Origin of the sequence: Sporosarcina luteola, from assembly GCF_023715585.1 — a bacterium.
GTDB lineage: Bacteria > Bacillota > Bacilli > Bacillales_A > Planococcaceae > Sporosarcina > Sporosarcina luteola_D.
This window is the reverse complement of record NZ_JAMBOK010000001.1, coordinates 684,669-707,138: the sequence shown is the minus strand read 5'-3', so window position 1 is coordinate 707,138 and position 22,470 is coordinate 684,669. Positions and strand designations below refer to the sequence as shown.

At 37.3% G+C, this 22,470-nt stretch carries 22 protein-coding genes and 2 pseudogenes; 23 read left to right on the top strand and 1 reads right to left on the bottom strand.

Features of this window, described 5'->3' with window-relative positions:
- Positions 1–468: 468 nt before the first annotated feature.
- The 17 genes and pseudogenes from M3193_RS03635 (at position 469) to M3193_RS03565 (ending at position 12,598) form a co-directional block, all read left to right on the top strand.
- Positions 469–1,736 (top strand): annotated as a pseudogene (locus M3193_RS03635) (IS110 family transposase).
- A 499-nt stretch (positions 1,737–2,235) separates the two neighbouring features.
- On the top strand, positions 2,236–2,700 hold the full coding sequence (locus tag M3193_RS03630; protein WP_251624414.1) for a hypothetical protein: 465 nt from the start codon (positions 2,236–2,238) through the stop codon (positions 2,698–2,700).
- A gap of 93 nt (positions 2,701–2,793) precedes the next feature.
- Positions 2,794–3,141 (top strand): hypothetical protein, encoded by a 348-nt coding sequence (locus M3193_RS03625; protein WP_251624413.1) that lies wholly within the window; start codon positions 2,794–2,796, stop codon positions 3,139–3,141.
- Positions 3,142–3,396: 255 nt separating this feature from the next.
- Entirely contained in the window at positions 3,397–3,768 is a 372-nt protein-coding gene (locus M3193_RS03620; protein ID WP_251624412.1) for a PadR family transcriptional regulator, read from the top strand.
- Positions 3,720–4,490: a VanZ family protein gene (locus tag M3193_RS03615; protein WP_251624411.1), complete on the top strand. Its 771-nt coding sequence runs from the start codon at positions 3,720–3,722 to the stop codon at positions 4,488–4,490. Before M3193_RS03620 ends, M3193_RS03615 begins: the two co-directional genes overlap by 49 nt.
- Before the next feature lie 582 nt (positions 4,491–5,072).
- A complete protein-coding gene (locus M3193_RS03610) occupies positions 5,073–5,585 on the top strand; it encodes a hypothetical protein (protein WP_251624410.1) in 513 nt (170 codons plus the stop codon).
- 197 nt (positions 5,586–5,782) lie between these two features.
- Positions 5,783–6,010, top strand: a complete 228-nt coding sequence (locus tag M3193_RS03605) for a hypothetical protein (protein ID WP_251624409.1) — start codon at positions 5,783–5,785, stop codon at positions 6,008–6,010.
- Positions 6,011–6,089: 79 nt separating this feature from the next.
- Positions 6,090–6,356, top strand: a pseudogene (locus tag M3193_RS16800) (TIGR04104 family putative zinc finger protein); the annotation flags it as partial.
- A gap of 157 nt (positions 6,357–6,513) precedes the next feature.
- Positions 6,514–7,101 (top strand): hypothetical protein, encoded by a 588-nt coding sequence (locus tag M3193_RS03600; protein ID WP_251624408.1) that lies wholly within the window; start codon positions 6,514–6,516, stop codon positions 7,099–7,101.
- A 216-nt stretch (positions 7,102–7,317) separates the two neighbouring features.
- Positions 7,318–7,773 carry a hypothetical protein gene (locus M3193_RS03595; protein ID WP_251624407.1) on the top strand — a complete coding sequence of 152 codons (456 nt, stop codon included), beginning with the start codon at positions 7,318–7,320 and terminating at the stop codon, positions 7,771–7,773.
- A 122-nt stretch (positions 7,774–7,895) separates the two neighbouring features.
- Entirely contained in the window at positions 7,896–8,783 is an 888-nt protein-coding gene (locus tag M3193_RS16795; protein WP_251624406.1) for a DUF4240 domain-containing protein, read from the top strand.
- Between the two features lie 271 nt (positions 8,784–9,054).
- Complete coding sequence (locus tag M3193_RS03585) at positions 9,055–9,393, top strand: PepSY domain-containing protein (protein WP_251624405.1); 339 nt, start codon at positions 9,055–9,057, stop codon at positions 9,391–9,393.
- Positions 9,394–9,562: 169 nt separating this feature from the next.
- A complete protein-coding gene (locus M3193_RS03580) occupies positions 9,563–9,790 on the top strand; it encodes a hypothetical protein (RefSeq protein ID WP_251624404.1) in 228 nt (75 codons plus the stop codon).
- On the top strand, positions 9,691–9,903 hold the full coding sequence (locus M3193_RS16790) for a DUF6678 family protein (protein ID WP_353056361.1): 213 nt from the start codon (positions 9,691–9,693) through the stop codon (positions 9,901–9,903). Before M3193_RS03580 ends, M3193_RS16790 begins: the two co-directional genes overlap by 100 nt.
- A gap of 490 nt (positions 9,904–10,393) precedes the next feature.
- A complete protein-coding gene (locus M3193_RS03575) occupies positions 10,394–10,744 on the top strand; it encodes a PadR family transcriptional regulator (protein ID WP_251624403.1) in 351 nt (116 codons plus the stop codon).
- On the top strand, positions 10,731–11,555 hold the full coding sequence (locus M3193_RS03570; protein ID WP_251624402.1) for a permease prefix domain 1-containing protein: 825 nt from the start codon (positions 10,731–10,733) through the stop codon (positions 11,553–11,555). The genes M3193_RS03575 and M3193_RS03570 overlap by 14 nt, the downstream gene beginning before the upstream one ends.
- Before the next feature lie 323 nt (positions 11,556–11,878).
- Positions 11,879–12,598 carry a permease prefix domain 1-containing protein gene (locus tag M3193_RS03565; protein WP_251624401.1) on the top strand — a complete coding sequence of 240 codons (720 nt, stop codon included), beginning with the start codon at positions 11,879–11,881 and terminating at the stop codon, positions 12,596–12,598.
- A 1,524-nt stretch (positions 12,599–14,122) separates the two neighbouring features.
- Here the strand turns inward: M3193_RS03565 and M3193_RS03560 are convergent.
- Entirely contained in the window at positions 14,123–15,484 is a 1,362-nt protein-coding gene (locus M3193_RS03560; RefSeq protein WP_251624400.1) for a sigma-54 interaction domain-containing protein, read from the bottom strand.
- A gap of 247 nt (positions 15,485–15,731) precedes the next feature.
- Here M3193_RS03560 and M3193_RS03555 point away from each other — a divergent pair, with 247 nt between their 5' ends.
- The 6 genes from M3193_RS03555 to M3193_RS03530 all read left to right on the top strand — a co-directional run bounded on the left by M3193_RS03555 (position 15,732) and on the right by M3193_RS03530 (position 22,451).
- A complete protein-coding gene (locus tag M3193_RS03555; protein ID WP_251624399.1) occupies positions 15,732–16,760 on the top strand; it encodes an NAD(P)/FAD-dependent oxidoreductase in 1,029 nt (342 codons plus the stop codon).
- Between the two features lie 24 nt (positions 16,761–16,784).
- The gene (locus M3193_RS03550) at positions 16,785–17,033 is read left to right on the top strand and encodes a ferredoxin (RefSeq protein ID WP_251624398.1); all 249 of its coding nucleotides are present in this window, start codon (positions 16,785–16,787) and stop codon (positions 17,031–17,033) included.
- Positions 17,034–17,085: 52 nt separating this feature from the next.
- A complete protein-coding gene (locus tag M3193_RS03545; protein WP_251624397.1) occupies positions 17,086–18,177 on the top strand; it encodes an aromatic ring-hydroxylating oxygenase subunit alpha in 1,092 nt (363 codons plus the stop codon).
- Entirely contained in the window at positions 18,170–19,615 is a 1,446-nt protein-coding gene (locus tag M3193_RS03540) for an aldehyde dehydrogenase family protein (protein WP_251624396.1), read from the top strand. Before M3193_RS03545 ends, M3193_RS03540 begins: the two co-directional genes overlap by 8 nt.
- Positions 19,616–19,627: 12 nt before the next feature.
- Entirely contained in the window at positions 19,628–20,713 is a 1,086-nt protein-coding gene (locus M3193_RS03535) for a tartrate dehydrogenase (protein WP_251624395.1), read from the top strand.
- A 112-nt stretch (positions 20,714–20,825) separates the two neighbouring features.
- Positions 20,826–22,451 (top strand): BCCT family transporter, encoded by a 1,626-nt coding sequence (locus M3193_RS03530; RefSeq protein WP_251624394.1) that lies wholly within the window; start codon positions 20,826–20,828, stop codon positions 22,449–22,451.
- The last annotated feature ends 19 nt before the right edge of the window (positions 22,452–22,470 follow it).

Genomic DNA, 22,470 nt, shown 5'->3' with positions numbered 1-22,470 from the left:
GGACTAACGAAACGTGCCGATCTATTGTAACAAAGAATGAGCAAGTGAAGATAAATTGGTGAAAGAAAATAGGCAAGGGGGGTTCTTTTGGGTTTTATATATCTGTTTTTAAGCATATGGTTTTTTAGCTTTATTATAGGGAGAGTCTTTAGCTTATACGCCAAAACCTATTGGAAATATGATTTGTTAATATCCTTCGCGCAATCCCTAATCATTACATTAATAATATTTACTTATAGTTTCTTCTTCAATTAAGGGGCGCGATTGTTGAGTAAGCTTCACTTTGAACTAACCGATGCTTTACTCGAAGATCCTTGAGCTGCTGAAACGGTTCTTTTTTCTTCTTCAACTAAAGGGGCAGCATTCCTGTTTGAAGGATTTGCACCATCTTGAAAGAAAAAGAGCCCTCTTGTATGATGCTGAGTGTCAACGTGGAATTGACCCATCATCTAACAGGAGGACTACTCTATGTATTCTAAGTGGAATGAAAAGCTAAATCAAGTAACGGAAAACACATTAATTGTCGGCATGGATATTGCTAAGAGTACTCATTACGCATGCTTTGTAGATGAACGCGGACGTGTACTTGAGAAAGCTCTTGCCGTACATCAATCCAGAGAAGGAATTGAAGCATTATATCAAAATGTGCTTCGTGCTATGAAAGTACATGAGAAAACTGATGTTATCGTTGGGATTGAGCCTACCGGCCACTATTGGATGAACCTTGCTTATTTCTTGGATTCCTATGGAATCCCGCTTGTAATAGTTAACCCATTACACGTCAAGCGGTCAAAGGAACTGGATGATAACTTACAGACGAAGAACGATAAGAAAGATGCAGTCGTCATTGCTCGGCTCATGAAGGACGGGCGTTTCAGCTATCCCCGCATTCTAAAGGATATTGAGGCGGAGCTGCGGATTGGCTCTACCCTTCGTTCAAAGCTTACAGAGGATTTGTCGAGCCTCAAGAACCGGATCATTCGCTGGCTTGATCGGTACTTCCCGGAGTTTACACAGGTCTATCCGACCTTCGGGAAGATGGCATTCGCTACACTTGAGAAAACACCTTTGCCACAGGACATCGTAGGGCAAACGGCTGAAGAGTTAGTCTTTCTCTACCGGCAGGTAGAGGGGATGAGAGCGCCGCAATTACCAAAGGCAAGACTTCTGATTGATGTAGCCAACCAATCTATCGGGTTGACGGAAGGATCGCAGATGGCACGAATCGAAATCGCCACGCTTATCCGTCAGTACCGATTGTTAGAGGAAGAAATAGAAGAGGTAAATAGCCAATTAGCCGAGTTGGATAAGTCTACAGGAGAGTATGTATACCTCTCCACTGTACCCGGCTTAGGGGATGCTACAATCGTTGATCTACTCTCTGAAGTCGGTAGCTTTGCACATTATGAAGATCCACGCCAACTCATCAAACTCGCGGGATTGACATTACGTGAAAATTCATCTGGACAACACAAGGGACGAAAACATATCTCTAAACGAGGCCGGAAGAGGTTAAGGAATGTTCTATTTAAAGTTATCGTTCCACTAATCAGGCACAACGAAGCGTTTAAAAGGCTACAACGACTCGCCAACAAAATCCCCTACGGGGAAAACAATCGATGGTCGTGCTATGCGGTAAATTACTGAAAGTGTTACATGGAATTTGTAAGAAGAAAGTTCACTACGATGAGCGGCATATGATGAACGATCTCCACTGTCTCGTGACGGCAGCGTAAGACATTTCAAATCAATATATCTATGACAAGAAGGATGACACGGAGAAGCCAGCACAGTACTAAAACTCAGACCAAGAGTCCCTGGGGCAGCTTAGCAGGCCTCTGCCTTATGAATAGACCGAACGAAGGAATGTCAGCGCTCAGACGCCAAGAGACATGGGAGGGTACGTCGTCATAAGCATCGCAGAGATTCATTGTGCATCAAAAAATGGATTAGAAAAGCTAATGTTTTCCATTAGTTTTAGCGAAGCGTACTCTCATCTTGGTAATAAAAACAATAATTTCAAATCTATGTTTACTAATTAGCTTAAAAATAATTTTCCTCACATCACGAAGTGATGTAACCGTTGATACTTCAATGTTTATAGAGGGAGGTTAGTTGAAGTAGGTGTTATTGGAAAAATACAATCGAGGCAGATAAGTTGTGAATAGAGTTGATTAACTTCTGTTCAACATTCGAGTCATTTTGTTTAATGAAAATTAAATCTTGAGGTGAAGTATGAAAAAATATTCGAAGTTATTTATAGGATTACTTTTTGCTTTAACGCTAACAGGTTGTTTTGGAGAAGATTATGATGTGGGTGTCCCAACTGCCCATTTATACCTTGGTATTGGAGATATACAATTAACAGAAGCCAATATCAGTTGGCAAACGCAAAGTGAGGACGTCCACGAAACAATAGAGGATGTTCAGGAATTTGGATTATCTCAGGATGAAATAAAAGTTTTAGCAAATCAAGAAGCCACTTTAGATTTTAAAGAAAATGAAAAAAATGGTGGAGATATTTGGACAGATCCAGAGATGTCAGCTGTTCTAATAAGTGATGGGAAACAAATTGAAATAGAAATGAATGACAATAGAGAATTTAGATTCCCATCCGACAAAGGAAATTATGTGTTAGAGGTTATATTTAAAAGTAACGCAGGTAGCGCGCAATACGTAGGAAATATTTTAATTCAGTAACTTAAACAATTGGGCACTTTAGTTGAACAACAGGTGCATCTTGTTAAACTAACGGAGCAGTTTAGTTAAAGAAAACATTAAAGGGGGAATATTGTGAAAAAGGTTGTTATATTGGCTCTTACTTTCCTGTTTCTTTATGGATGTTCTGACAATTCAAATGTAAACTCAAACGAAAATTTAGAAAGAAAATATCCATCAGAAGACCCTGTGAATATTACACAAGAGGAAGCTATTGAAATTGCTCTTCACCAAGCCGAAGCCGATGGTTATAAATCTGCTGTTTTGGAGGGGAAAATTCCAGTAACAATGAGGAGTGTTTACTCAGTTAAATATGACAGAGATATGAGGATTTATGATGTGAGAATGTCATCACCAGAGAAGTTCATTATTTATTATTATGTTAGTACAGAAAATGGTGAGCTTATAGAGTCAGTTCACTGAAAAATGCCTTTTCTGTATATCTAAGAATTGGATACGATTATTTAATAAGCGAAACTGTTTTTATTAAACTAACGGGTGCTTTAATAAAATGAGGATAGATGAACAGGGGGTCCTGTTTATCTATCCTTTTTATTTATATAACCAATCACTCATTAATGACAATTTTTTAAAAATAGTTCTTATTATACCCTTGTTATTCGATGTACCATGTAATACGATAGAGTTGTAAAATAATTTTCCGAAAAGGAGATTTCTATGGATAGAGAAATAATGAAAGGCAGTATTGATATACTAATTCTTTCCCTTTTATCTAAAAAGGATATGTACGGGTATGGAATTGTCAAAAATCTAAAAGAGAATAGTGATGAATTGTACAACATGAGCGAGGGAACACTCTACCCTGCTTTAAAGCGATTAGAGAAAAATGAGTGGATACAATCTTATTGGGAAGATGCTGAATTAGGGGGAAGAAGAAAATACTATCGAATTCTGGAGAGTGGTAGGAAGGAACTGAATAGAAAACTTGGTGAATGGAAAAAGGTAAACGATTTAATTAAAAAAACTTCGGAGGGTTTAGCTTGGATAAAAAATTCGAATCCTATATTGATCAGATCGTTAATGACTTAGACTGTGATAAAGCAGAGAAAAAAGAAATTGCCGAAGAGATAAGTGATCACTTAAAACTATTAAAACAGGAGTTTATAGAACAAGGTTACTCAGATGAAGATGCAATAAATAAAGCCTTAGAATGTTTTGGAGATGAAAAGCAGTTAAGGAATGGTTATAAAGAATCTATATCTCCGTATTACAAATTATTCAAGATTAGTAACTGGATTATATTTTATCTGTTCTCTTTTATAGTACTTTGGAAGTTAATCTTCCAAAGGATACTGGAAAGAGTGATAAATTATAGAAACGGTTTCACTCAAAATCATTATTTTTTTTCCGACGAAGTGCAATCTGGCTTCTTTGTTTTTAATCTAGATGCTTGGAAATTAAACGCCAATTTAATACCCTTTAAGAACACACTCAATTACGTAATTAACCATGATAGGTTTAATCTGGATACTATAATCAATAACACGTTAGGGAACATCTTGATTTTCATACCATTAGGAGTATTCCTTCCGATATTATTTAAAAGGTACACTTCATTCTCTAGGGCAATAACTTTTTCAATTATTGTTAGTTTTACTTTAGAGGCCCTACAATTTCTTTTACAAATAGGGCAATTTGATATAGATGATCTGATTTTAAACGCCATAGGCAGCATGGTAGGATTCTTATTCATAAAATTAATTTTCAAATTCAGGAATGTAGTCCGAAAACCAAGACTATTCGGCGTGTGATAAGTAAACATAAATATATTTATCACATAAAAGTATCAGAAATTTTCTGTCTAGCTTATTCAATTAACGGATGCTTTACTTGAAGAACATTGGGCTACTAGGACGGCTCAATGTTCTTATTGAACTCCCATGAAAATTAAAAAATGCTCAAAATCGATAAAATTGCATAACAAAAGAGACTCAGAAAGAGCTTTTTTAAAAAAGGCTGAGCCTTCAGAATGTGTATATTAAGTTAAAAGGTAATCATGAACCAACTCCATTCCTCTTAGAATAAAGGCAAGGCTGGTGCAATAACCAGAGTAGGATTAATCTCCCATGAGTGCTACTCGTATAGAGTGCGACAGTCTGTGATGCACCGTGGTCGTTGGAGTCAGACTAACGGATGGGCTCAATGGCACCATAGTTGATCGACCTTCTTCGCCAGCCATACTAATCTATACCCGTCCTGTCACAATTTTCATCCTCTGTGGTGTAGCGCTGATTTTGCGCTACATGGATGGCTAACGGGGCAGTTTAGTTTAATAAAAGAAATTGTGACAACTGTAATTTTATCCTTATAAATAAGTAATTTAACAGAAAGGAGTGAGGAAGATCGAGTTTGCAAAAAGTCTATTACTTTCAGCAGTTATATTTTTATTGATAGGTTTAGTTGTTTCGGTTAGTTTATTTATGAGGGACATCAAATATAGTGATACCCTAAATTTGATGGATAATGTGGCACAATCATATCAAACGAAGGATCAATTCACTTTCGAAGATCAATTTGCCTTAGAAGAGATGATTGTACGAAATTCAAAGTGGTTTGACAACATTAGTTACTTTGCGCTATTACAGGATTCCGAGGCAGACGGTAAAAGAACGATTAAAAAGGTATTTACTCACGGGCTAGAAAATACGGGGGAATCACCTATGATGAGAGTAGATTACAGAGGTAATTTCGGAACTGAATGGCGTGCGGAATGGCAATATAAAACCTACAGTTTTCTGAAATATGAGTTTCTTTATTATGTTTTCTTTGCTATTTCAGGTATTTTATTTATTCTATGGGGTGTATTTTGTTTTTACAATCGGAATCGCTTAAAAGCTATTGGGTAGTATTTAACATGGAAGTAGTCACCTAAATTAAAACTTGAAAATGATGAAGAGATTCAAGAAGTAGTGAATGAGTTAGATGAAAATTAGTTGTTAAGCAAATGTTCCATATTCAACTAACGGAGCAGGTTAGTTGAAGAAGGTGCAGGTGTTTTTTGAATCGTATCAAAACACTTTATTAAACATAGGGGGGTAATCTTTTGGATAAAAAAACATGTTTAATTTTAGGGTCGTTATTCATTTTAACTAGTGGACTAATTTTTACGATTGAACGCTTAACTGCATATGTTTATTGGTCAGCACAAATAAATACTGGAACGTGGGATACAATTCCGCAGACACTGCCATTGTACGAAAACCTTTTTACAGGGCTATTTTTTCTGGTTGGCATTATCTTAATTATTGTGTCATTCAAGAAGGACAGGTAATTAAACTAACGATGCATTTTACTAAAAAATTTAGAAAATATCATGGATGTCATTAGCTTTGCAATGATGCGGGAATTGCAATGCACATTTTAGTTGGCGAAAAATCTATAAATCCTTATGGTGGAATTATGAACCTATTAAATGTAACGATAGCAATACAACACATGAGATAACAATGCCAAGCAGGTTAATTTTTGTCTCTTTCACTATTCTTCCTATGCTCATTTTCGGTTATTTTCTGTCCCCTTTTAGAAATGGTCTTTTGACACTTGGTACAGCTATTTTTATTCTGATAATTGGTTCTCTGTTGACACCTTTTCTTGTTACTTATAAAAAGTCTTTGTGAACTAATTTACTTAAACTAACGTGGTGCTTTACTTGAAGATCAGGGCTGCTTAAACGGTTCTTTTTTCTTATTCAACTAAAGGGGCAGTTTAGTTTAAGAAGCATACGTTTATTATTTATCTTGAATGCATAAAAAGCTTATTATTGGAGGGGATTTTATGATTGATAATAGACTATTAAAAGAGTTTGAACACGATACAGATGAGGCTTTGCAAGAGATCACTGATACATCAATCTTATTGAATTTCCAACAAGCTCTTGTTAGTTTGTATCCCCACCTAATACCAATATATGCTTTCGCCTACGACTCTTGGGATGATATTGTAATGCCGTTATTTTATGAAATGGTTTACAAAACTTTTGCTTTTAAATACGGGATTTATATTAATAAGAATGAAACTCATACGTATATGTTTAGTTTAGGTTGCTACAAAGGGATAAATCATATTGAATGCATTCCGAAACAACATACATTCAAAGCTAAGGTAACTTGCGAGTGGATTGAGATGAATAAAAATGATTTAGATGAAAAGGTATTGGTCTTTAAATCATTTGGGGATGGTGAACATTTTTTAACTGGCGGGCTGGATATTGAGGAAGCATACAATGTAGGGTTTAACCTTGTTGAAATTGATATTGTTTCTAAAATAACTGGTTTTCCATCTAAGAGAAATGTATTTATTAACAAAGACGAATTGGATTTTGAATTTGTAGCTGAAACATACGATGAGGATATACACCGTTAATTTCTTGTTGAACTAACTAGTGCTTTACATGAAGAACATTGGGCTGCTTAGATGGCTCTTTTCTCTTATTCAACTAAAGGTGCAGGTTAGTTCAATAAGAGAAGGTAATTGTGAAACTAAATTTACTTGGATTAGTCTAATTTTTCATAAGGGGTGTTTGGTTGAAAAGTATAACTATATTAATGGTTTTAAAAGAACAACGAGAAGGGGTTAGAAATGAAAAGAATAATTGGTCTAACTTTATTTTTAATTCTAGGAGTAATACTTTCAGCTTGTTCTGAAAAAGAAGGAGAATTACCAAAGGTTGATATCCAAGAAGTGTTTGAAGAAGAAGGAGAAGTAACAAGAGTCGATGTCCAAAAAGTGAATGAAAAAGGGGATTATGAGGACGTTGTGACTATCACTGATCCAGAAAAATTAAATTTAGTTAAAAAGTCTTTAGTGAATGTGAAGTGGAATCCAAATGTAGAAGCAGAAATGGCAAGAAAAGAAGATGTATTCATTACTTTATTTCATTCTTATGATAAAAATATGCCTGAAAGACTTTATGAATATCGCATTTGGTTTGAGGAAAATGAAACAGCTACAATTATCAGTAATAAGGAAACCGAAGGATTCGGCGAATTAGATAGAGAAAATACTCAAAACCTTAAAAATGCCTTGGCGAACTAACGGGTGCTTTAGTTAAACACGTCGCTGCCTGTAAGGGTAGCTTTTCTTATTGAACTAACACGGCATTTAGTTCGATAAGGAGAAGTTTACTCGAAGAATTCTTTATTATTGGGGGTGAAAATGTGAAGAAGTTAAAAGTGGATGTAAACATAGGAGATCTTTATGCAGTTAAATTGCCGAGCGATAAGTGGGGAGCCGTTAAAGTTTTAAATAGGGTCGATAATTCTTTTTTATTGTTTTTAACAAATTATTACGAAAAAGAAATGCCATCTCCAAATCATCAAAGTTTAAGAAAGGCTTTTTATCAAAGCAGGGGTATGATAGAAGGTGCAGAGTGGTCTATATTCTGGGTTGATGGCTATCCGTCTAAGAATTATATATGGCTTGGTACAGAAGAAATTTCTAAACATGAAGAAGAATTAAAATCGAACCGTTATGCAGGGAATTGGAAAGACTATTTGCCAATGGATTTAATTTATCAAGAAGAGTGGGAAAGAGAAAATAAAGATTCGCTTAACTTGATGATAAAGGAAGTAAAAGATAACGAAAATGGCGATAAGTTAACATATGACCATATGGACGATGCTGAATTTTGGGGCTTAATTTGTTTATTGGATGGAGGGCAACATAAGCCGCTCAAAAAGAATGTGGGCATCCTTATCAAAGAGTTGAGCGAACGTACAGTTGAGACCATATTTGCTTTTGAAGAAACACTTAGTTATAAGTTATTCTTGCTTGATACGCCTACCCATGCACACCAAACCACTGAAGCAGATAGTTATTTCTCGCCAGATCAATTTCTGTATGCCAGATGTGCTGTTATGGCAAGAGGACAAGCATATTTTGAAAGAATATTAGCCAATCCATCTATGCTTGATTTAGATCTTGAGTTTGAGGAATTGTTATCTGTCACTACCAAAGCTTACAAGAGAAAAACAAAAGACAATTTTAGTTATACAAGTACCTACGATTATGAAACATTTTCGAATAAACAAGCTTGGGGTCTTTGAAGACATTATTAGACTTTAAGTAAAGTTTAACTAAAAGCGTATAGTTATTAATTTAATTTGCAAGCAAAATGGCTGGTGGCTTTCTTAATAAGGTTCAAGAGGTACTTCTGTTCTTCAACTAACGAAGCAGTTTAGTTAAGAGTGTTAAAAGGAAATGCTTACGGTTAAAAGTTTCGAGTCAGGGGGACAGATAGCATCTTCTGGTGGTCTTGAAGTCCAAAGGGATGTTGTGTTAGGGAAGTTCTATGACTAAAAAGGAGAGAGCTATTTAATGAAAAAGAATATCTTGATATGTGCTTTACTAATATCACTTTTGTCAGTGGTAACTTTTGCATTTTTTTATGAAAAACCTATTCTGACAACGTATGAAGCAGTAAAAAGAGCTGAAGAAATCCTTAAAAATCCACCAGAAAGTTGGGAAAAGGCAAATCTAGATGAAGGACTGAAAGTTACTCCGGAAAATATCATCGCTAACTTAATTGAACGTGAAGGTCGTTTTTTTAATAGATATAAATGGGAAGTCACGATTATATATAATGGAAAAGAACCTACCGTAGTTATTGATGCTTACAGCGGGAAATTCATTGAAATTTACGGTCCAGTAAGTTAAAAGATTATATAAATTAGAAAATCTAGGTCCTTATTCAACTAACGGGTGCTTTACTTTAAGAACATTGGGCTACTAGACGGCTCAATGTTCTTATTGAACTAACGCAGCAGTTTAGTTTAAGAAGAAGTAGTAAAGTGCTAATTATAAAATACACAATAGGAGGCAAAAAATGAGTTTTGCTGGATACCAAAGTCTAATGAATGATACAAAATGGGAAGAAATTTGGTTAGCAATGATTGATATACCAGAACTTATCTATTGGAGACAGAAGGATATTGAGACTAATTATATTTGTGAGTGGGATGCAAATGGTTTCATCATTTCAAAACAGATGGAAATAAGGAAAGCTATAAAACAATTGAATGGTTGGAAATTAAATTTGAAAGTGAAGAAATGAAAAATGAATTGTTGAAAACCCTAAAAGAGATACACGTTCCAGGTGAGGTATTAGGTAATTCTATCAAGGTTTATGGTTATGTAAAGGACGGAACTTTTATGGATTATATTTAAAGAATCTTATTCAACTCCCATGAAAATTAAAAAACGCTCAAAATCTATAAAATTGCACAACGAAAGAGACTCAGAAAAAGATTTTTTTAAAAAAGTCTGAACCTTCAGATTGTGTATATGAAGTTGATAGTTAGTTCAGGAACCAACTCCATACTTCTTAGAATATAGGCAAGGCTGGTGCAATAACCAGAGTAGGATTAATCTCCCATGAGTGCTACTCGTATAGAGTGCGACAGTCTGTGATGCACCGTGGTCGTTGGAGTCAGACTAACGGATGGGCTCAATGGCACCATAGTTGATCGACCTTCTTCGCCAGCCATACTAATTCATACCCGTTCTGAAATAACCTTCATCCTCTGTGGTGCAGCGTTTTTTGCTGCATGGATGGCTAACGGGCCAGAATAGTTTAAGTAGATAAGATATTTTTTTAAAGTAATACCTTGCAATATAGAGTAATATATATTATAACGGAATTAAGAGGTGAGAAAAATTGGAAGTGAATAAAGAGGTTCTAAAAGGTCATATTGATACGTTAATTCTATCGCTTGTACATACAAGAGATATGTATGGCTATGAGTTAGCAAAATTAGTGCGAGAAAGAAGCAACGAAAAATTCGAAGTAAAAGAAGGTACTCTGTATTTATCTTTAAAGAGATTAGAGAAAAATCAATGGATTGAATCCTACTGGGGTGATGAACAAGGGCCAGGTGGAAGAAGAAAATATTATAAACTTACACCACTTGGTGAAGAAGCATTTGAAGAAAAACGTAAGGAATGGGAATTTGTGAAAAAATTGATGGATTCGTTTTTGGAGGGAGGAAAAAAATATGAAGCAGATTGAAGCATTTGTTGATTCGGTTTATAAAAATGTAGGAGGAAGTAAAAAAGAAATACTAGAATTAAATGAATTAAAGGCAGAAATGAAAAGCCATTTACTAGAGGCAGTTCACGAATTGAAAAGAGAAGGAAAATCTGAACAAGAAGCAATCGAAATTGCAATTGGAAGATTCGGTGGAGAAAAAGTAATGCGTTCGGTTGTAGATCAATTATCTAAAGCGCAAAAAACATTTGCGAAATGGGTGCTTTATACAGCGATTGCATGTCTTCTAATTTCCGCTTTCATTTTTAGTACTGTAAAGTCTATCGAAAAAAGTAAATTGGATCAAAGTAATCAGGTCGCTTCTCAAATTGTTCACAATTTAGGTGATAGTGAACGAGTACCAACAAAACTTAAAACTGATATTCAGGAAATTGTACAAAGTAGCAGAAGAATTATTGGAATTAGCATATATAATCATGAAAAACTAATTTCTACTAATATACCCGTTGAACCAATATATAGTTATCGAGAAGAAATTTTACCCAACACTTGGAATAGTACGGGATTCCCAATAATCAATGGAAATGGTGAAAGTAACAATACCTGGCATGTTGAAATTGAAACAGCAAGTTATGAAGGAGCGGCTATTATTTTACTCTTAGTAGGCCTAGGTCTTTATTGGACATTGTTTACCATCTGGGCAACTATTAACGCCTATCATCATAGACGCTTACATGTTGGATGGATTATTGTATTTGCTACACTGAATATTTTTGGTTATTTTATTTACCGATTGGTTGGTAATAGACAATTATCAATGACAAATAGTTGATTTCAGTATTAAATAAACGGGTGCTTTAGTCTATAACAGTAATAATTAGCTTATTATTCTTTCTAACGCGGAAAGTTACTTGTATGGTTTCAGGAAGAAGTGGAGGGACTTTAATTAAAGGAAGGTACTCTTTATTTGTCCCTAAAGCGATAAGAAAAGAATAAATGAATCGAATATTGTTGGACTGATGAACAAGAACCTGGAGGATGACGGAAATATAAAAACATACATCACTTGGTGAAGAAGGCTTTGGAGAAATACGTAAGGAATGGAGAATTGTATAAAGAGATATTGACTCGTTTTTTAGAAGGAGGAGAATGGTAGTGAAACAAATAGATCAATTTGTCAACTCAATATATGCCCATTTAAATGGGGAAGAAGCAAAAGAGTTGAAACGAGAAATGCGTTCACATTTACTGGAAACTGTGGAAGAGTTAAAAGCAGAAGGAAAATCAGAGCGAGAAGCAGTATCTATTGCACTGGAAAGATTCGGAGATGAAAAACAAATTACAAGAGGGTTATTTACCATATTTCGATCTCAAAAGAAATTTGCAAAAGGGCTATTACGTTTAGCTGTTATATTTTTACTAATAGGTTTAGTTGTTTCGCTAAGTTTATTCATGAGGGACAAAAAGTACGGTGAAACTCATGATATGATGACTAATGTGGCACAAGCATATCAAACGAAGGATGACTTCACCTCCGAAGATAAACTTGCCTTAGAAGATATGGTTGTGCGGAATTCAAAGTGGGTTGATAACATTAGTTACTTTGCACTCTCAAATGATTCCGAAAAGGTATTTATTCACGGACAAGAAAATGCGGGAGAATCAGATATGATGAGAGTTGGTTACATTGGTGATACCGGAAATGACTGGCGTGTAGAATGGCAATATAAAACCTACAGTTATCAGAAGTATAAGTTTCTTTATTATATTATCTTTACTATTTCAGGTATTTTATTTTTTCTTTGGGGTGTAATTCGGTCTTACAATCGAAATCGCCTGAAAGAATTTGCGAAGTTTGACATGGAAAAAGCATAAAAGTATTTTCTCTGTTCTTTGAACGGGTGGCTGTTGCAAGCTTCACTTTTTATCTTAACTCCCATAAAAATTAAAAAATGCAATTGCACAACAAAAGAGACTCTGAAATAGTTTTTTTAAAAAAGGCTGAGCCTTCAGATGTTTATTAAGTTAAAGGGTAAATCAGGAACCAACTCCATTCTTCATAGAATATAGGCAAGGCCGGTGCAATTAACAGAGTAGGATTAATAATGAAAATTATAAACTGATGAGAGAACAACATAAAAAGAACGCGGGGGATTTTAGGGAAAACGCTCATAATTTATTCAAAAAAGCTAATTAAAATTTAACTGAAGCATCCTTTGGGATGCTTCAGACTGTAGACAAACACCATGAATTTGGGTGTTTGCCTACAGTCTTTTTCTTTTAAAATAGAGATAAAGCTACAATGTTGATCTGCACTGCGAGCGGACGTTTTCCGCGGGCACGGCTTCAGCCAATCGAACAACGTAGGGTTCGATTTGCCTTAATTTCTGCGTTCTTTGCAGAAATTAAGGCAGCCTCCACATCCTGCTCCCTTAGGGTCGCAAAAAAAAACACTGCTCCCTTAGGGCCGCAAAAAACACTGCTCGCAAAAGCGATAGCGTTGGGAGCACATCCGAGGAGGCTGAGGGCAAGCCCCCCGGAAAGCGTCCACTCGGAACGGAAATCAACGAATTTCAGTCTACTGACTGTTAACATGTACATGTCTAAGCAAAAGGGTTGGAAATCTATGATTTCCAACCCTTTTTTCTACAGTCTGTAACCTCTACGCAGAGGTCTACCTATACATTTTGTGTATCTACTTTTTTAAAACTCAATACGAAAATAAATACGAGGACATATACTACTGACATTAACAATGAGAAAGTCTCATAGTTTATGCCGAATAGGTAATTGACTCCAAATAACGGTGTTGTGAACATCAAATAAAACGGATATTGAATTGACGCTATCATATCCAAAATAGCGTTATCCATCATACTACCCTCAAACATTTTAATAATATAAACAACTAAACCAGATATGAAACCAAATATTAAAAACACCTTTACCCCTTTATTTAGTTTGCCACTATAGGACCCTTTATTAATGAATATTAGCAAAGTGATTAGAAACAAAGTAGTAGCGAGTAAATTGAAAATATTCATAGTTGAATCAGGATGTTTCAGTGACGGGATTAAATTTGTTGAAAAAGCAATGAGATATGAATATATAAGCAACATAAACAGTTTCAATTTCATTTTATCATCTACCTCCGAATCGTTTAAGAAGTCTAGCTATTTAGTTATATGTATATTTTAACAGAAAATTCCTTTTTGGCAAATGAAAAAACATTCTTTGCGAAAACTGCCTAGAACATTACCTACTCTTGTTGCGATAAACAAATGCTTTCCATTTGGCGATTGAATCAGTTTAATGCTTATCCTCCTTTACAAATGAAAAGACCGTTCTTTGTCAATGTTTGACAAGGAACAGTCTTTCCTTTTTGTCACTATATGTAGATCACTCGTTTGAACAAAATTCGCGGATTAACCTAGAGGCTTTCGATTGGCTGATAGCTAAATCGCTTGCAACGCCTCGAGTCGACCCATGTTTTGCATATGATCTTTTAATTAATGTTCGAGTAACTTCGGTGATTGCATTGTCAAGTGAATTAGGATGTATAAGTTCGGGAACTTCCTTCACTTCTTCTGTAATCACTTGTGGTAAATCGGTTACCTCAATGATCGAGTCACTCGTAATTACTAGGCGTTCCATTAAATTTTCCAACTGACGGACATTACCAGGCCAAGAATAATGGAAAAGTACTTGTAAACAATGTTCGGAAATCGCTTTGTTTACATTGTATTTGCTATTGAATTTATTTAAAAATCGATACGTCAATGGAATAATATCATCCTTTCTCTCAGCTAAAGTCGGCATGTGAATATCAATCACATTTAGACGATAATATAAATCCTCCCTGAATGTTTTATTTCGAATCATTTCCTCCAAATCTTGATTGGTTGCGGCAATAATACGGATATCAACCGTTTTACTAGTATTGCTCCCAATAGGTATAAATTGTTTGTCTTGTATAACTTGCAATACTTTCGCTTGTAACGGCAACGCCAATTCTCCGATTTCATCCAAAAAGATAGTCCCAGTATCAGCCGTCTCAAATAGACCTGTTTTTCCACCTTTATTGGCCCCTGTAAAGGAGCCGCTCGTATAACCAAATAATTCGGATTCCAACAAATCTGCAGGAATTGCTGCACAGTTTACATTTAAAAAAGGCCCTTTATTTCGATTACTAATATTGTGTAAATGATGGGCGATGACCCCTTTTCCTGTACCTGATTCTCCGTGTATTAAAACGGTGGAGTCAGTGGGAGCGATTTTCTCGCAAAATTGTAAAATCTTCCTGAATTTTTCATCGTTTGCAATGATGATATCGTGAAGATCATGATTTGGGGCTTCTTCGATTTGTTGTTTATTCATTGTAATCATTTGGTTAAAAACCTGGATTTCAGTTGACGTAATGACAATATAATCAATGTCTTGGGCCTCATTGAGAATTGGAAATGCTCTCGTTAATAGCTCTGCGCCAATATAGGTTTGCTGTCTAATAGAAACGGGTTCTTTCTTTTCAAAAACCTCTGGAAGGACGGAAGGTGCCCAATAGCCTTTATCCAAAAAATCATTATTTAACTTCCCAAGGACATCATCTTTTTTTAGACCATAGTGCTTTTCGCAATTTTTATTTACATAGACAATACGCGTATTGCGATCGACTACATAAATTTCATCAGAGGAATAATCCAATATTTTTAAAAAGGACTCTAATGTCAAATCGCTATTTTTTAATTTTTCATTCTCTAGCATGAAACCACCCCTTAAAGGTTAGTTGAGTCAAATTTGGGAAAACACGTTTTTTTGTTGAGTCAATTTTGAATAGATTATAGCACGTTTTTAAATGAAATAGGAGATTGAGATAGAATTTTATGACTTTTTGAAACTTGGCATGCAAGTTGCATAACTATTTATCAACGTGATCAAGATATGCATTTTGTAAGATCACGTCATCAAGAGCAATCGGTTTTAACACCAAAGCAAACAAGGAGGCAAAGTTATGGATCATTCTGAAGTTATGGATATTACAATAATTGGTGGTGGACCAGTAGGATTATTTACTGCTTTTTACGCAGGATTGCGTCAAACATCGGTAAAAATTATTGAGAGCTTACCCCACTTAGGTGGGCAATTATCCGCCCTTTATCCAGAAAAATATATTTACGATATTGCCGGTTTCCCAAAGGTCGGTGCGCAACAGCTTGTGGATCAACTCATCGAGCAAATGAATCAATTTGAAACGACAATTTGTCTTGGAGAATCTGTTGAAGAAGTTGAAAAAGGTGATAACGGTATTTTCAAACTAACAACAAACGAAGGTGTTCACTATACGCGAACGATTATTATTACAGCGGGGAATGGGGCTTTCCAGGCGCGGAAAATGAATATTATCGGAGAAGACAAATTCCAAAATACAAATCTTCATTACTTCGTAAACAATATGAATCAATTTAAAGATAAAAAAGTCGTGCTATTCGGCGGCGGCGATTCAGCGGTTGACTGGGCATTAATGTTAGAACCGATTGCAGAAAAAGTGACACTCGTCCATCGACGAGACAAATTCCGTGCTCATGAGCATAGTGTTGAACTTTTACGACAATCGAAAGTCGACATTGTCACACCGTACGTTCCAGTCGAACTCATTGGCGATGAAAAAATTGAAGGCGTTATCATTCAAGAAACGAAAAATAGTGAACAGCTGGAACTTGAAGTAGATGATGTTCTTGTGAACTATGGTTTCGTTTCATCATTAGGTCCGATTAAAAGTTGGGACTTGGAAATTGATAAGAACTCAATTGTTGTGAATTCAAAAATGGAAACAAATATCGAAGGCATTTATGCGGCAGGAGATATTTGCACCTATGACGGAAAGGTGAAACTTATTGCAAGCGGGTTTGGTGAAGCGCCGGTTGCTGTCAGCAATGCGAAAGTCTATATTGATCCGACTGCAAAAGTACAACCACTTCATAGTACATCCGTTATGGGAGAGCAAGAAACGAATAAGAAAAAAGACCAGGTAAGTGTCTAGATTTAGTTTTAAGGAGGATTTCTAATGGCGACATACACAATGGTAGATCGTAGTACTTGTATTGCCTGTGGTGCATGCAATCCCAATGCTCCAGATCTGTTTGAATATACAGAGGATGGACTGTCCTATGCGTTATTGGATGGCAATGAGGGCACTACGGAGGTACCTGAGGATTTAATTGAGGATTTGGAAGATGCGATAGACGGTTGTCCAACAGACTCAATTAAAATGGCTGACACACCATTTAATTGTCAAAAAGTTGAAGCGAGTTAGCACAAAAAAACAACAGTATAAATACTAAATGAGAATAAGGGGAGACGGAAAAATGGCTTACAACAAAGTGCAAAATGCGACAAACAGAACGTTTGAAAGAACAATGACATATGACATGTACACAGATCCAAAAGTATTAGAAAAAGAAAGAGAGCTTATTTTTGACAAGACCTGGCATCTTGTCGGTCATGTAAGCCAAGTAGAAAAAGCAGGGCAGTTTTTTACAGCTGAAGTGATGGACGAGCCCATTATCATCATGCGTGGGACAGACGAAGTGTTGCGTGCATTTTATAATGTTTGTCCACACCGTGCAACAAAGCTTGAAAAGAATGAATTTGGTAAAAAGAAAATTTTGCAATGTATGTATCATGGCTGGACATTCAAAACAGACGGTAAGTTGAACAAAGCACCAAACTTCCGTGGAGAAGAAGAAGCGTGTGTCAAGGATGCTTGCTTGCGATCTGTCAGAATGGAAGTACTTGAGTCTTTAATTTTCGTTAACTTGGATGATGAAGCCAAGCCGCTAAGTGAGTCTTATGGTGATTTCTTTGACCGCTTAAGTAAGTTCGAATTTTTAAGTGATTTAAAACGTACTCACCGTAAGACACGTATTTTTAAATCAAACTGGAAAGCTTTTATTGATAACTACCTAGAGTGTGACCACTGCCATGTTGCACACCCTAGCTTCGTCGATACATTGGATATGGATGACTATCAAATTATTACATGTGAGAACTATTCCATCCAGGGATCTATTGTGAAACCGGACAAACAATACGGTGAAGTCGATCTGAATGAGTCGGAAATGCAAGGCGGTTCGTTCTTCTGGCTATGGCCGAACCTCATGTTGACGTTCTACCCTGGACCAGGGAATATGGCATCGATTGAAATGATTCCAATCGATCACGAAACGACAATGGCTGTGTACACGTATTATTTCCGTGCAGATAGCTTGGATAAGATTTCCCAAGAGGAAAAAGACTTGATGACATTTGCTGAACAAGTTCGTTCAGAAGACATTGAACTTGTTGAACTTGAGCAAATTGGTTTCCGTTCCCGTGCATTTAACAGAGGCCGTTACTCTCAATCAGAACAAGCAATTGTACAATTCCACGAAATGGTATTGGAGGCCCTCGATGAATAAGATACTCGATCGAACAGCGAAAAAATATTTATTGATTAATGGTGAAAAAGTGGAGACAGCAAATTACGCTCCACTTTACTCCCCGTATTCACGTGAACAAATCGCTGATATTGCGATGGCAGATGAAACGTTGACAAAACAAGCCATTACAGCTGCATATGAAGCAAAAGATATTATTGGCGAAATGCCTGCTTATCAACGAGCGCAAATTTTAGAAAATGTTGTAAAAATCTTAACAGATAGAGCCGAAGAAGCTGCAACCATCATTTCCACGGAATCGGCAAAACCAATCGTATTTGCACGAGCAGAAGTGGCAAGAACAATTGAGACGTACAAGTTTTCCGCAGAGGAAGCGAAACGAATTCACGGCGAAACGATTCCATTCGATGCTGCAAGCGGCGGTGTGGGACGAATCGGTTATACGATCAAAGAGCCGATCGGTGTCATTGGAGCCATTACGCCGTTCAACTTTCCGTTGAATTTAGTTGCACATAAAGTTGGACCTGCGATTGCAGCGGGTAATTCAATTGTATTGAAACCAGCTTCACAAACGCCACTTTCGGCTCTATTCATTGCAGAAGTGTTCGAGGAAGCTGGATTACCAGCAGGGGTTCTAAACGTTGTAACAGGTCCTGGCGGTGTTGTCGGGGAAGCGATTGTAGATGATGACCGTGTGAAAATGGTGACATTTACAGGGAGTCCACGTGTTGGCATCGGCATTAACAATAAAGCGGGCTTGAAAAAAACGACATTGGAGCTCGGTTCAAATTCCGCTTTAATTATCGACAAGGACGTTGAAATCGACGAAATCATTGACCGTTGTGTGATGGGTGCGTTTTCGAACCAAGGGCAAGTATGTATCTCTTTACAACGCGTATATGTTCACGAAGACCGATACGAGGAGTTTGTCGAGAAGTTTGCAACTGCAACAAAACAATTGAAAATGGGTGATCCGCTCGACTCGGAAACGTATATATCTTCGTTAATTACACCTGGTGAACTGGAACGTACACTCGGTTGGATTGAAGAGACGAAACAAAGTAATGCAACAATTCTTACAGGTGGGGGAGCACAGGATGGTATACTTGAACCGACGATCATCACAGATGCGGATTCATGCTTAAAAGTATCATGCCAAGAAGCTTTTGCGCCGATTGTTGTTGTGAACAAAGTAGCTTCTGTTGAAGAAGCGGTGGTGCTTGTGAATGACTCCCAATTCGGTTTACAAGCGGGCATCTATACAAATAATGTGAAACATGCATTATACGCCGCTAAAAAGCTGGAAGTCGGTGGTGTGATGATCAACGACGTACCAACGTACCGGGTTGACCAAATGCCATATGGAGGTTTGAAAGATAGTGGGACAGGCCGTGAAGGAATAAAGTATGCCGTTGAAGAGATGACAGAGTTAAAACTAATCGTTTGGAATCAAGGATAAGGGTGAAAAAACGTGACGAATATATATAGGATTGCTGTAATTGCAGGGGATGGCATAGGTCCTGAAGTAATTGATGAGGGAATTAAAGTACTAAACAAGGTAGCAGAGCTTGACAGTAGTTTCCAATTTGACTTTACACATTTTCCATGGGGTTGTGAATATTACGCCGAGCATGGTCGGATGATGGCGGAAACCGGGATTGAACAATTAAAACAATTTGATGCGATCTACTTGGGCGCTGTCGGTTTTCCAGGCGTCCCCGATTATATCTCCTTATGGGACTTGTTGTTGGTCATCCGTAAGAGTTTCGATCAATACGTGAATATTCGTCCGGTGAAGCTATTGAAAGGTGCACATTGCCCGTTAGCAAATGTCAATCGGGAGGACGTTGACATGTTGTTTATCCGTGAAAATACGGAAGGGGAATATTCCGGGGCAGGCGACTGGTTATTCAAAGGCCAAGAAAATGAAGTTGTGCTACAAAATGGTGTCTTTTCACGTAAAGGGACGGAGCGAATTATTCGTTACGCATTTGAAACTGCGAAAAAACAAGGACGCAGCTTAACAAGCATTAGTAAAGCGAACGCTCTAAACTATTCAATGGTCTTCTGGGATCAAGTTTTTGAAGAAGTAAGTGCGGACTATCCAGAAGTGAAGACGGCCTCTTATCTAGTAGATGCGGCAGCAATGCTCATGATTACAGATCCAAAACGATTTGAAGTCGTCGTTACATCGAATTTATTTGGTGATATTTTGACGGATATCGGGGCTGCTCTGGCGGGCGGTATTGGCCTTGCAGCGGGTGCTAATGTGAATCCGGAGCGTGAGTTCCCGTCCATGTTTGAGCCGGTTCATGGTTCTGCACCGGACATCGCTGGAAAGGGTATCGGAAATCCATTGGCTTCTATTTGGTCCGCCAGTCAAATGCTAGACCACTTTGGACACGAGAATTATGGCAGATTAGTTGTAGACGCAATTGAAGAATTGCTAATTGAGAACACGACATTAACACCAGATATGAAAGGGACGGCCTCCACCTCTGAAGTCGGAGATCGTTTGGTCGGCATAATTGCAGAAATGATGCCTGCTCGTGTATAAGTGATTGTGATTGCTATCGGTGTGATTTTCACGCCGATAGTACATTTGTATACATCTTCAATTGTTTCAACATTCGGCTAAATCAAAGAGAGATATTAATAGGAGTGAATGCATGAGAGGCAATACGATTGATAAACAGATTCTGAGTATCGCATTGGCATTGGTGGCACTATTAACAGTCCCAATTTTGATTAATCCCGAAAAAGGTACTGCTTTTTTAAAAACAGTTTTGAATACGATTACAATCAATTTTGGACCCTTATATTTATGGGCCTGTTTGGGCATATTCGGTTTTTTACTTTGGATAGCATTCGGTAAGTATGGAAAAGTAAAGTTAGGTAGTGGCAAGCCCGAGTTTTCTACGTTTAGCTGGCTAGCACTGATCTTTACTGCTGGAATCGGTTCTGGGATTATGTATTGGGGTATTATTGAATGGGCTTACTACTATTCAAGTCCACCCTATGGACTCGATCCACTGAGTGTGGAAGCGGCCAGTTTTGCTTCTACATATGGCATGTTCCATTGGGGGTTCTCAGCTTGGGCAATTTACTGTGTTCCGTCAATCCCGATTGCGTACGCTGTCTATATTAAGAAGCATACGTCCTTCAGACTAAGTACGGCATGCCGTGGGATTATCGGCGATCGTGCAGACGGGATTGTAGGAAAAATCATTGATATTTGCTTCATGTTTGGACTGATTGGTGGAATTGGAACATCTTTAGCATTAGGTACACCGCTCTTAGCCGAAGGAATCCATCATTTGTTCGGTGTGGAGAAAACGCTTACACTGAATTTAGGTATTGTCGTATCGTTAATGGTTTTTTTCTCAATCTGTCTTTATTTCGGACTGAAGAAAGGATTAAAGCTGTTAAGTGACTGGAATTTGTATTTATATATGGCGATTGCCGTATTTATCTTCATTTTCGGTCCGACGGCCTTTATCGTTGCGAGTTTTTCCGAAAGCGTTGGTGTGTTGTTTCAAAACTTCTTTAGGATGAGTCTCTATACTGATCCAGTCGGAAAATCTGGTTTTAGTGAGTCGTGGACATTATTTTATTGGGGTTGGTGGTTTTCTTACGCACCATTTACGGGTATGTTTGCTGCTCGAATTTCTAAGGGGAGAACCATTAAATCGCTTATTATTGGGCAATTGGTGGGCGGTACGTTAGGATGTTGGTTGGCGTTCGCGATTTTCGGTAACACGAGTATGTTCTTCGAGATAACAGGTCTCGTCCCTGTATTGGACATTCTTCAAAATGAGGGTGCTCCTGCAGCCATTCTTGCGTCGTTGAATGCACTTCCGTTGGGCGGTATTGTGCTTGTTCTGTACTTGCTTGTGGCAGCGATTTTCCTTGCGACGACCGTTAACTCTGCAGCCTATACATTATCAGATGTCGCTTCTCAAAACTTACAAGCAGGTGAAGAGCCTGCTCGCTGGTACCGAGTGTTTTGGGGAATACTGTTAACTAGTATCTCAATCGTTCTGATGTACGGCGATGGGTTAGAAGCGCTGCAGACACTATCCGTCATTACTGCATTACCGTTAGTATTTATCATGTTGCTAATGATTGCTTCATTTGTTAAATGGATTAGAGTAGATTATGACACAATCATTCGGGAGCAAGAAAACGCTGTACCTGATCGTTTACATTTGGAAGAGGAACAAGTTCCAGTTGAGAAGAAGCGGAAGCGTTCGGATAAAGCATCAATTCTATCAAAAACTAGATTCGAAAATTAAAAACCAAAAACAACAGAAG

What these genes read in the sequence shown, in the direction of transcription:
- M3193_RS03560 (WP_251624400.1), bottom strand. Translation starts at nt 15,484, where the DNA reads ATGCTAGAGAATGAAAAATTAAAAAATAGCGATTTGACATTAGAGTCC.
- M3193_RS03630 (WP_251624414.1), top strand. Translation starts at nt 2,236, where the DNA reads ATGAAAAAATATTCGAAGTTATTTATAGGATTACTTTTTGCTTTAACG.
- M3193_RS03530 (WP_251624394.1), top strand. Translation starts at nt 20,826, where the DNA reads ATGAGAGGCAATACGATTGATAAACAGATTCTGAGTATCGCATTGGCA.
- M3193_RS03580 (WP_251624404.1), top strand. Translation starts at nt 9,563, where the DNA reads ATGAGTTTTGCTGGATACCAAAGTCTAATGAATGATACAAAATGGGAA.
- M3193_RS03545 (WP_251624397.1), top strand. Translation starts at nt 17,086, where the DNA reads ATGGCTTACAACAAAGTGCAAAATGCGACAAACAGAACGTTTGAAAGA.
- M3193_RS03570 (WP_251624402.1), top strand. Translation starts at nt 10,731, where the DNA reads ATGAAGCAGATTGAAGCATTTGTTGATTCGGTTTATAAAAATGTAGGA.
- M3193_RS03620 (WP_251624412.1), top strand. Translation starts at nt 3,397, where the DNA reads ATGGATAGAGAAATAATGAAAGGCAGTATTGATATACTAATTCTTTCC.
- M3193_RS03550 (WP_251624398.1), top strand. Translation starts at nt 16,785, where the DNA reads ATGGCGACATACACAATGGTAGATCGTAGTACTTGTATTGCCTGTGGT.
- M3193_RS03585 (WP_251624405.1), top strand. Translation starts at nt 9,055, where the DNA reads ATGAAAAAGAATATCTTGATATGTGCTTTACTAATATCACTTTTGTCA.
- M3193_RS03540 (WP_251624396.1), top strand. Translation starts at nt 18,170, where the DNA reads ATGAATAAGATACTCGATCGAACAGCGAAAAAATATTTATTGATTAAT.
- M3193_RS03555 (WP_251624399.1), top strand. Translation starts at nt 15,732, where the DNA reads ATGGATCATTCTGAAGTTATGGATATTACAATAATTGGTGGTGGACCA.
- M3193_RS03600 (WP_251624408.1), top strand. Translation starts at nt 6,514, where the DNA reads ATGATTGATAATAGACTATTAAAAGAGTTTGAACACGATACAGATGAG.
- M3193_RS03595 (WP_251624407.1), top strand. Translation starts at nt 7,318, where the DNA reads ATGAAAAGAATAATTGGTCTAACTTTATTTTTAATTCTAGGAGTAATA.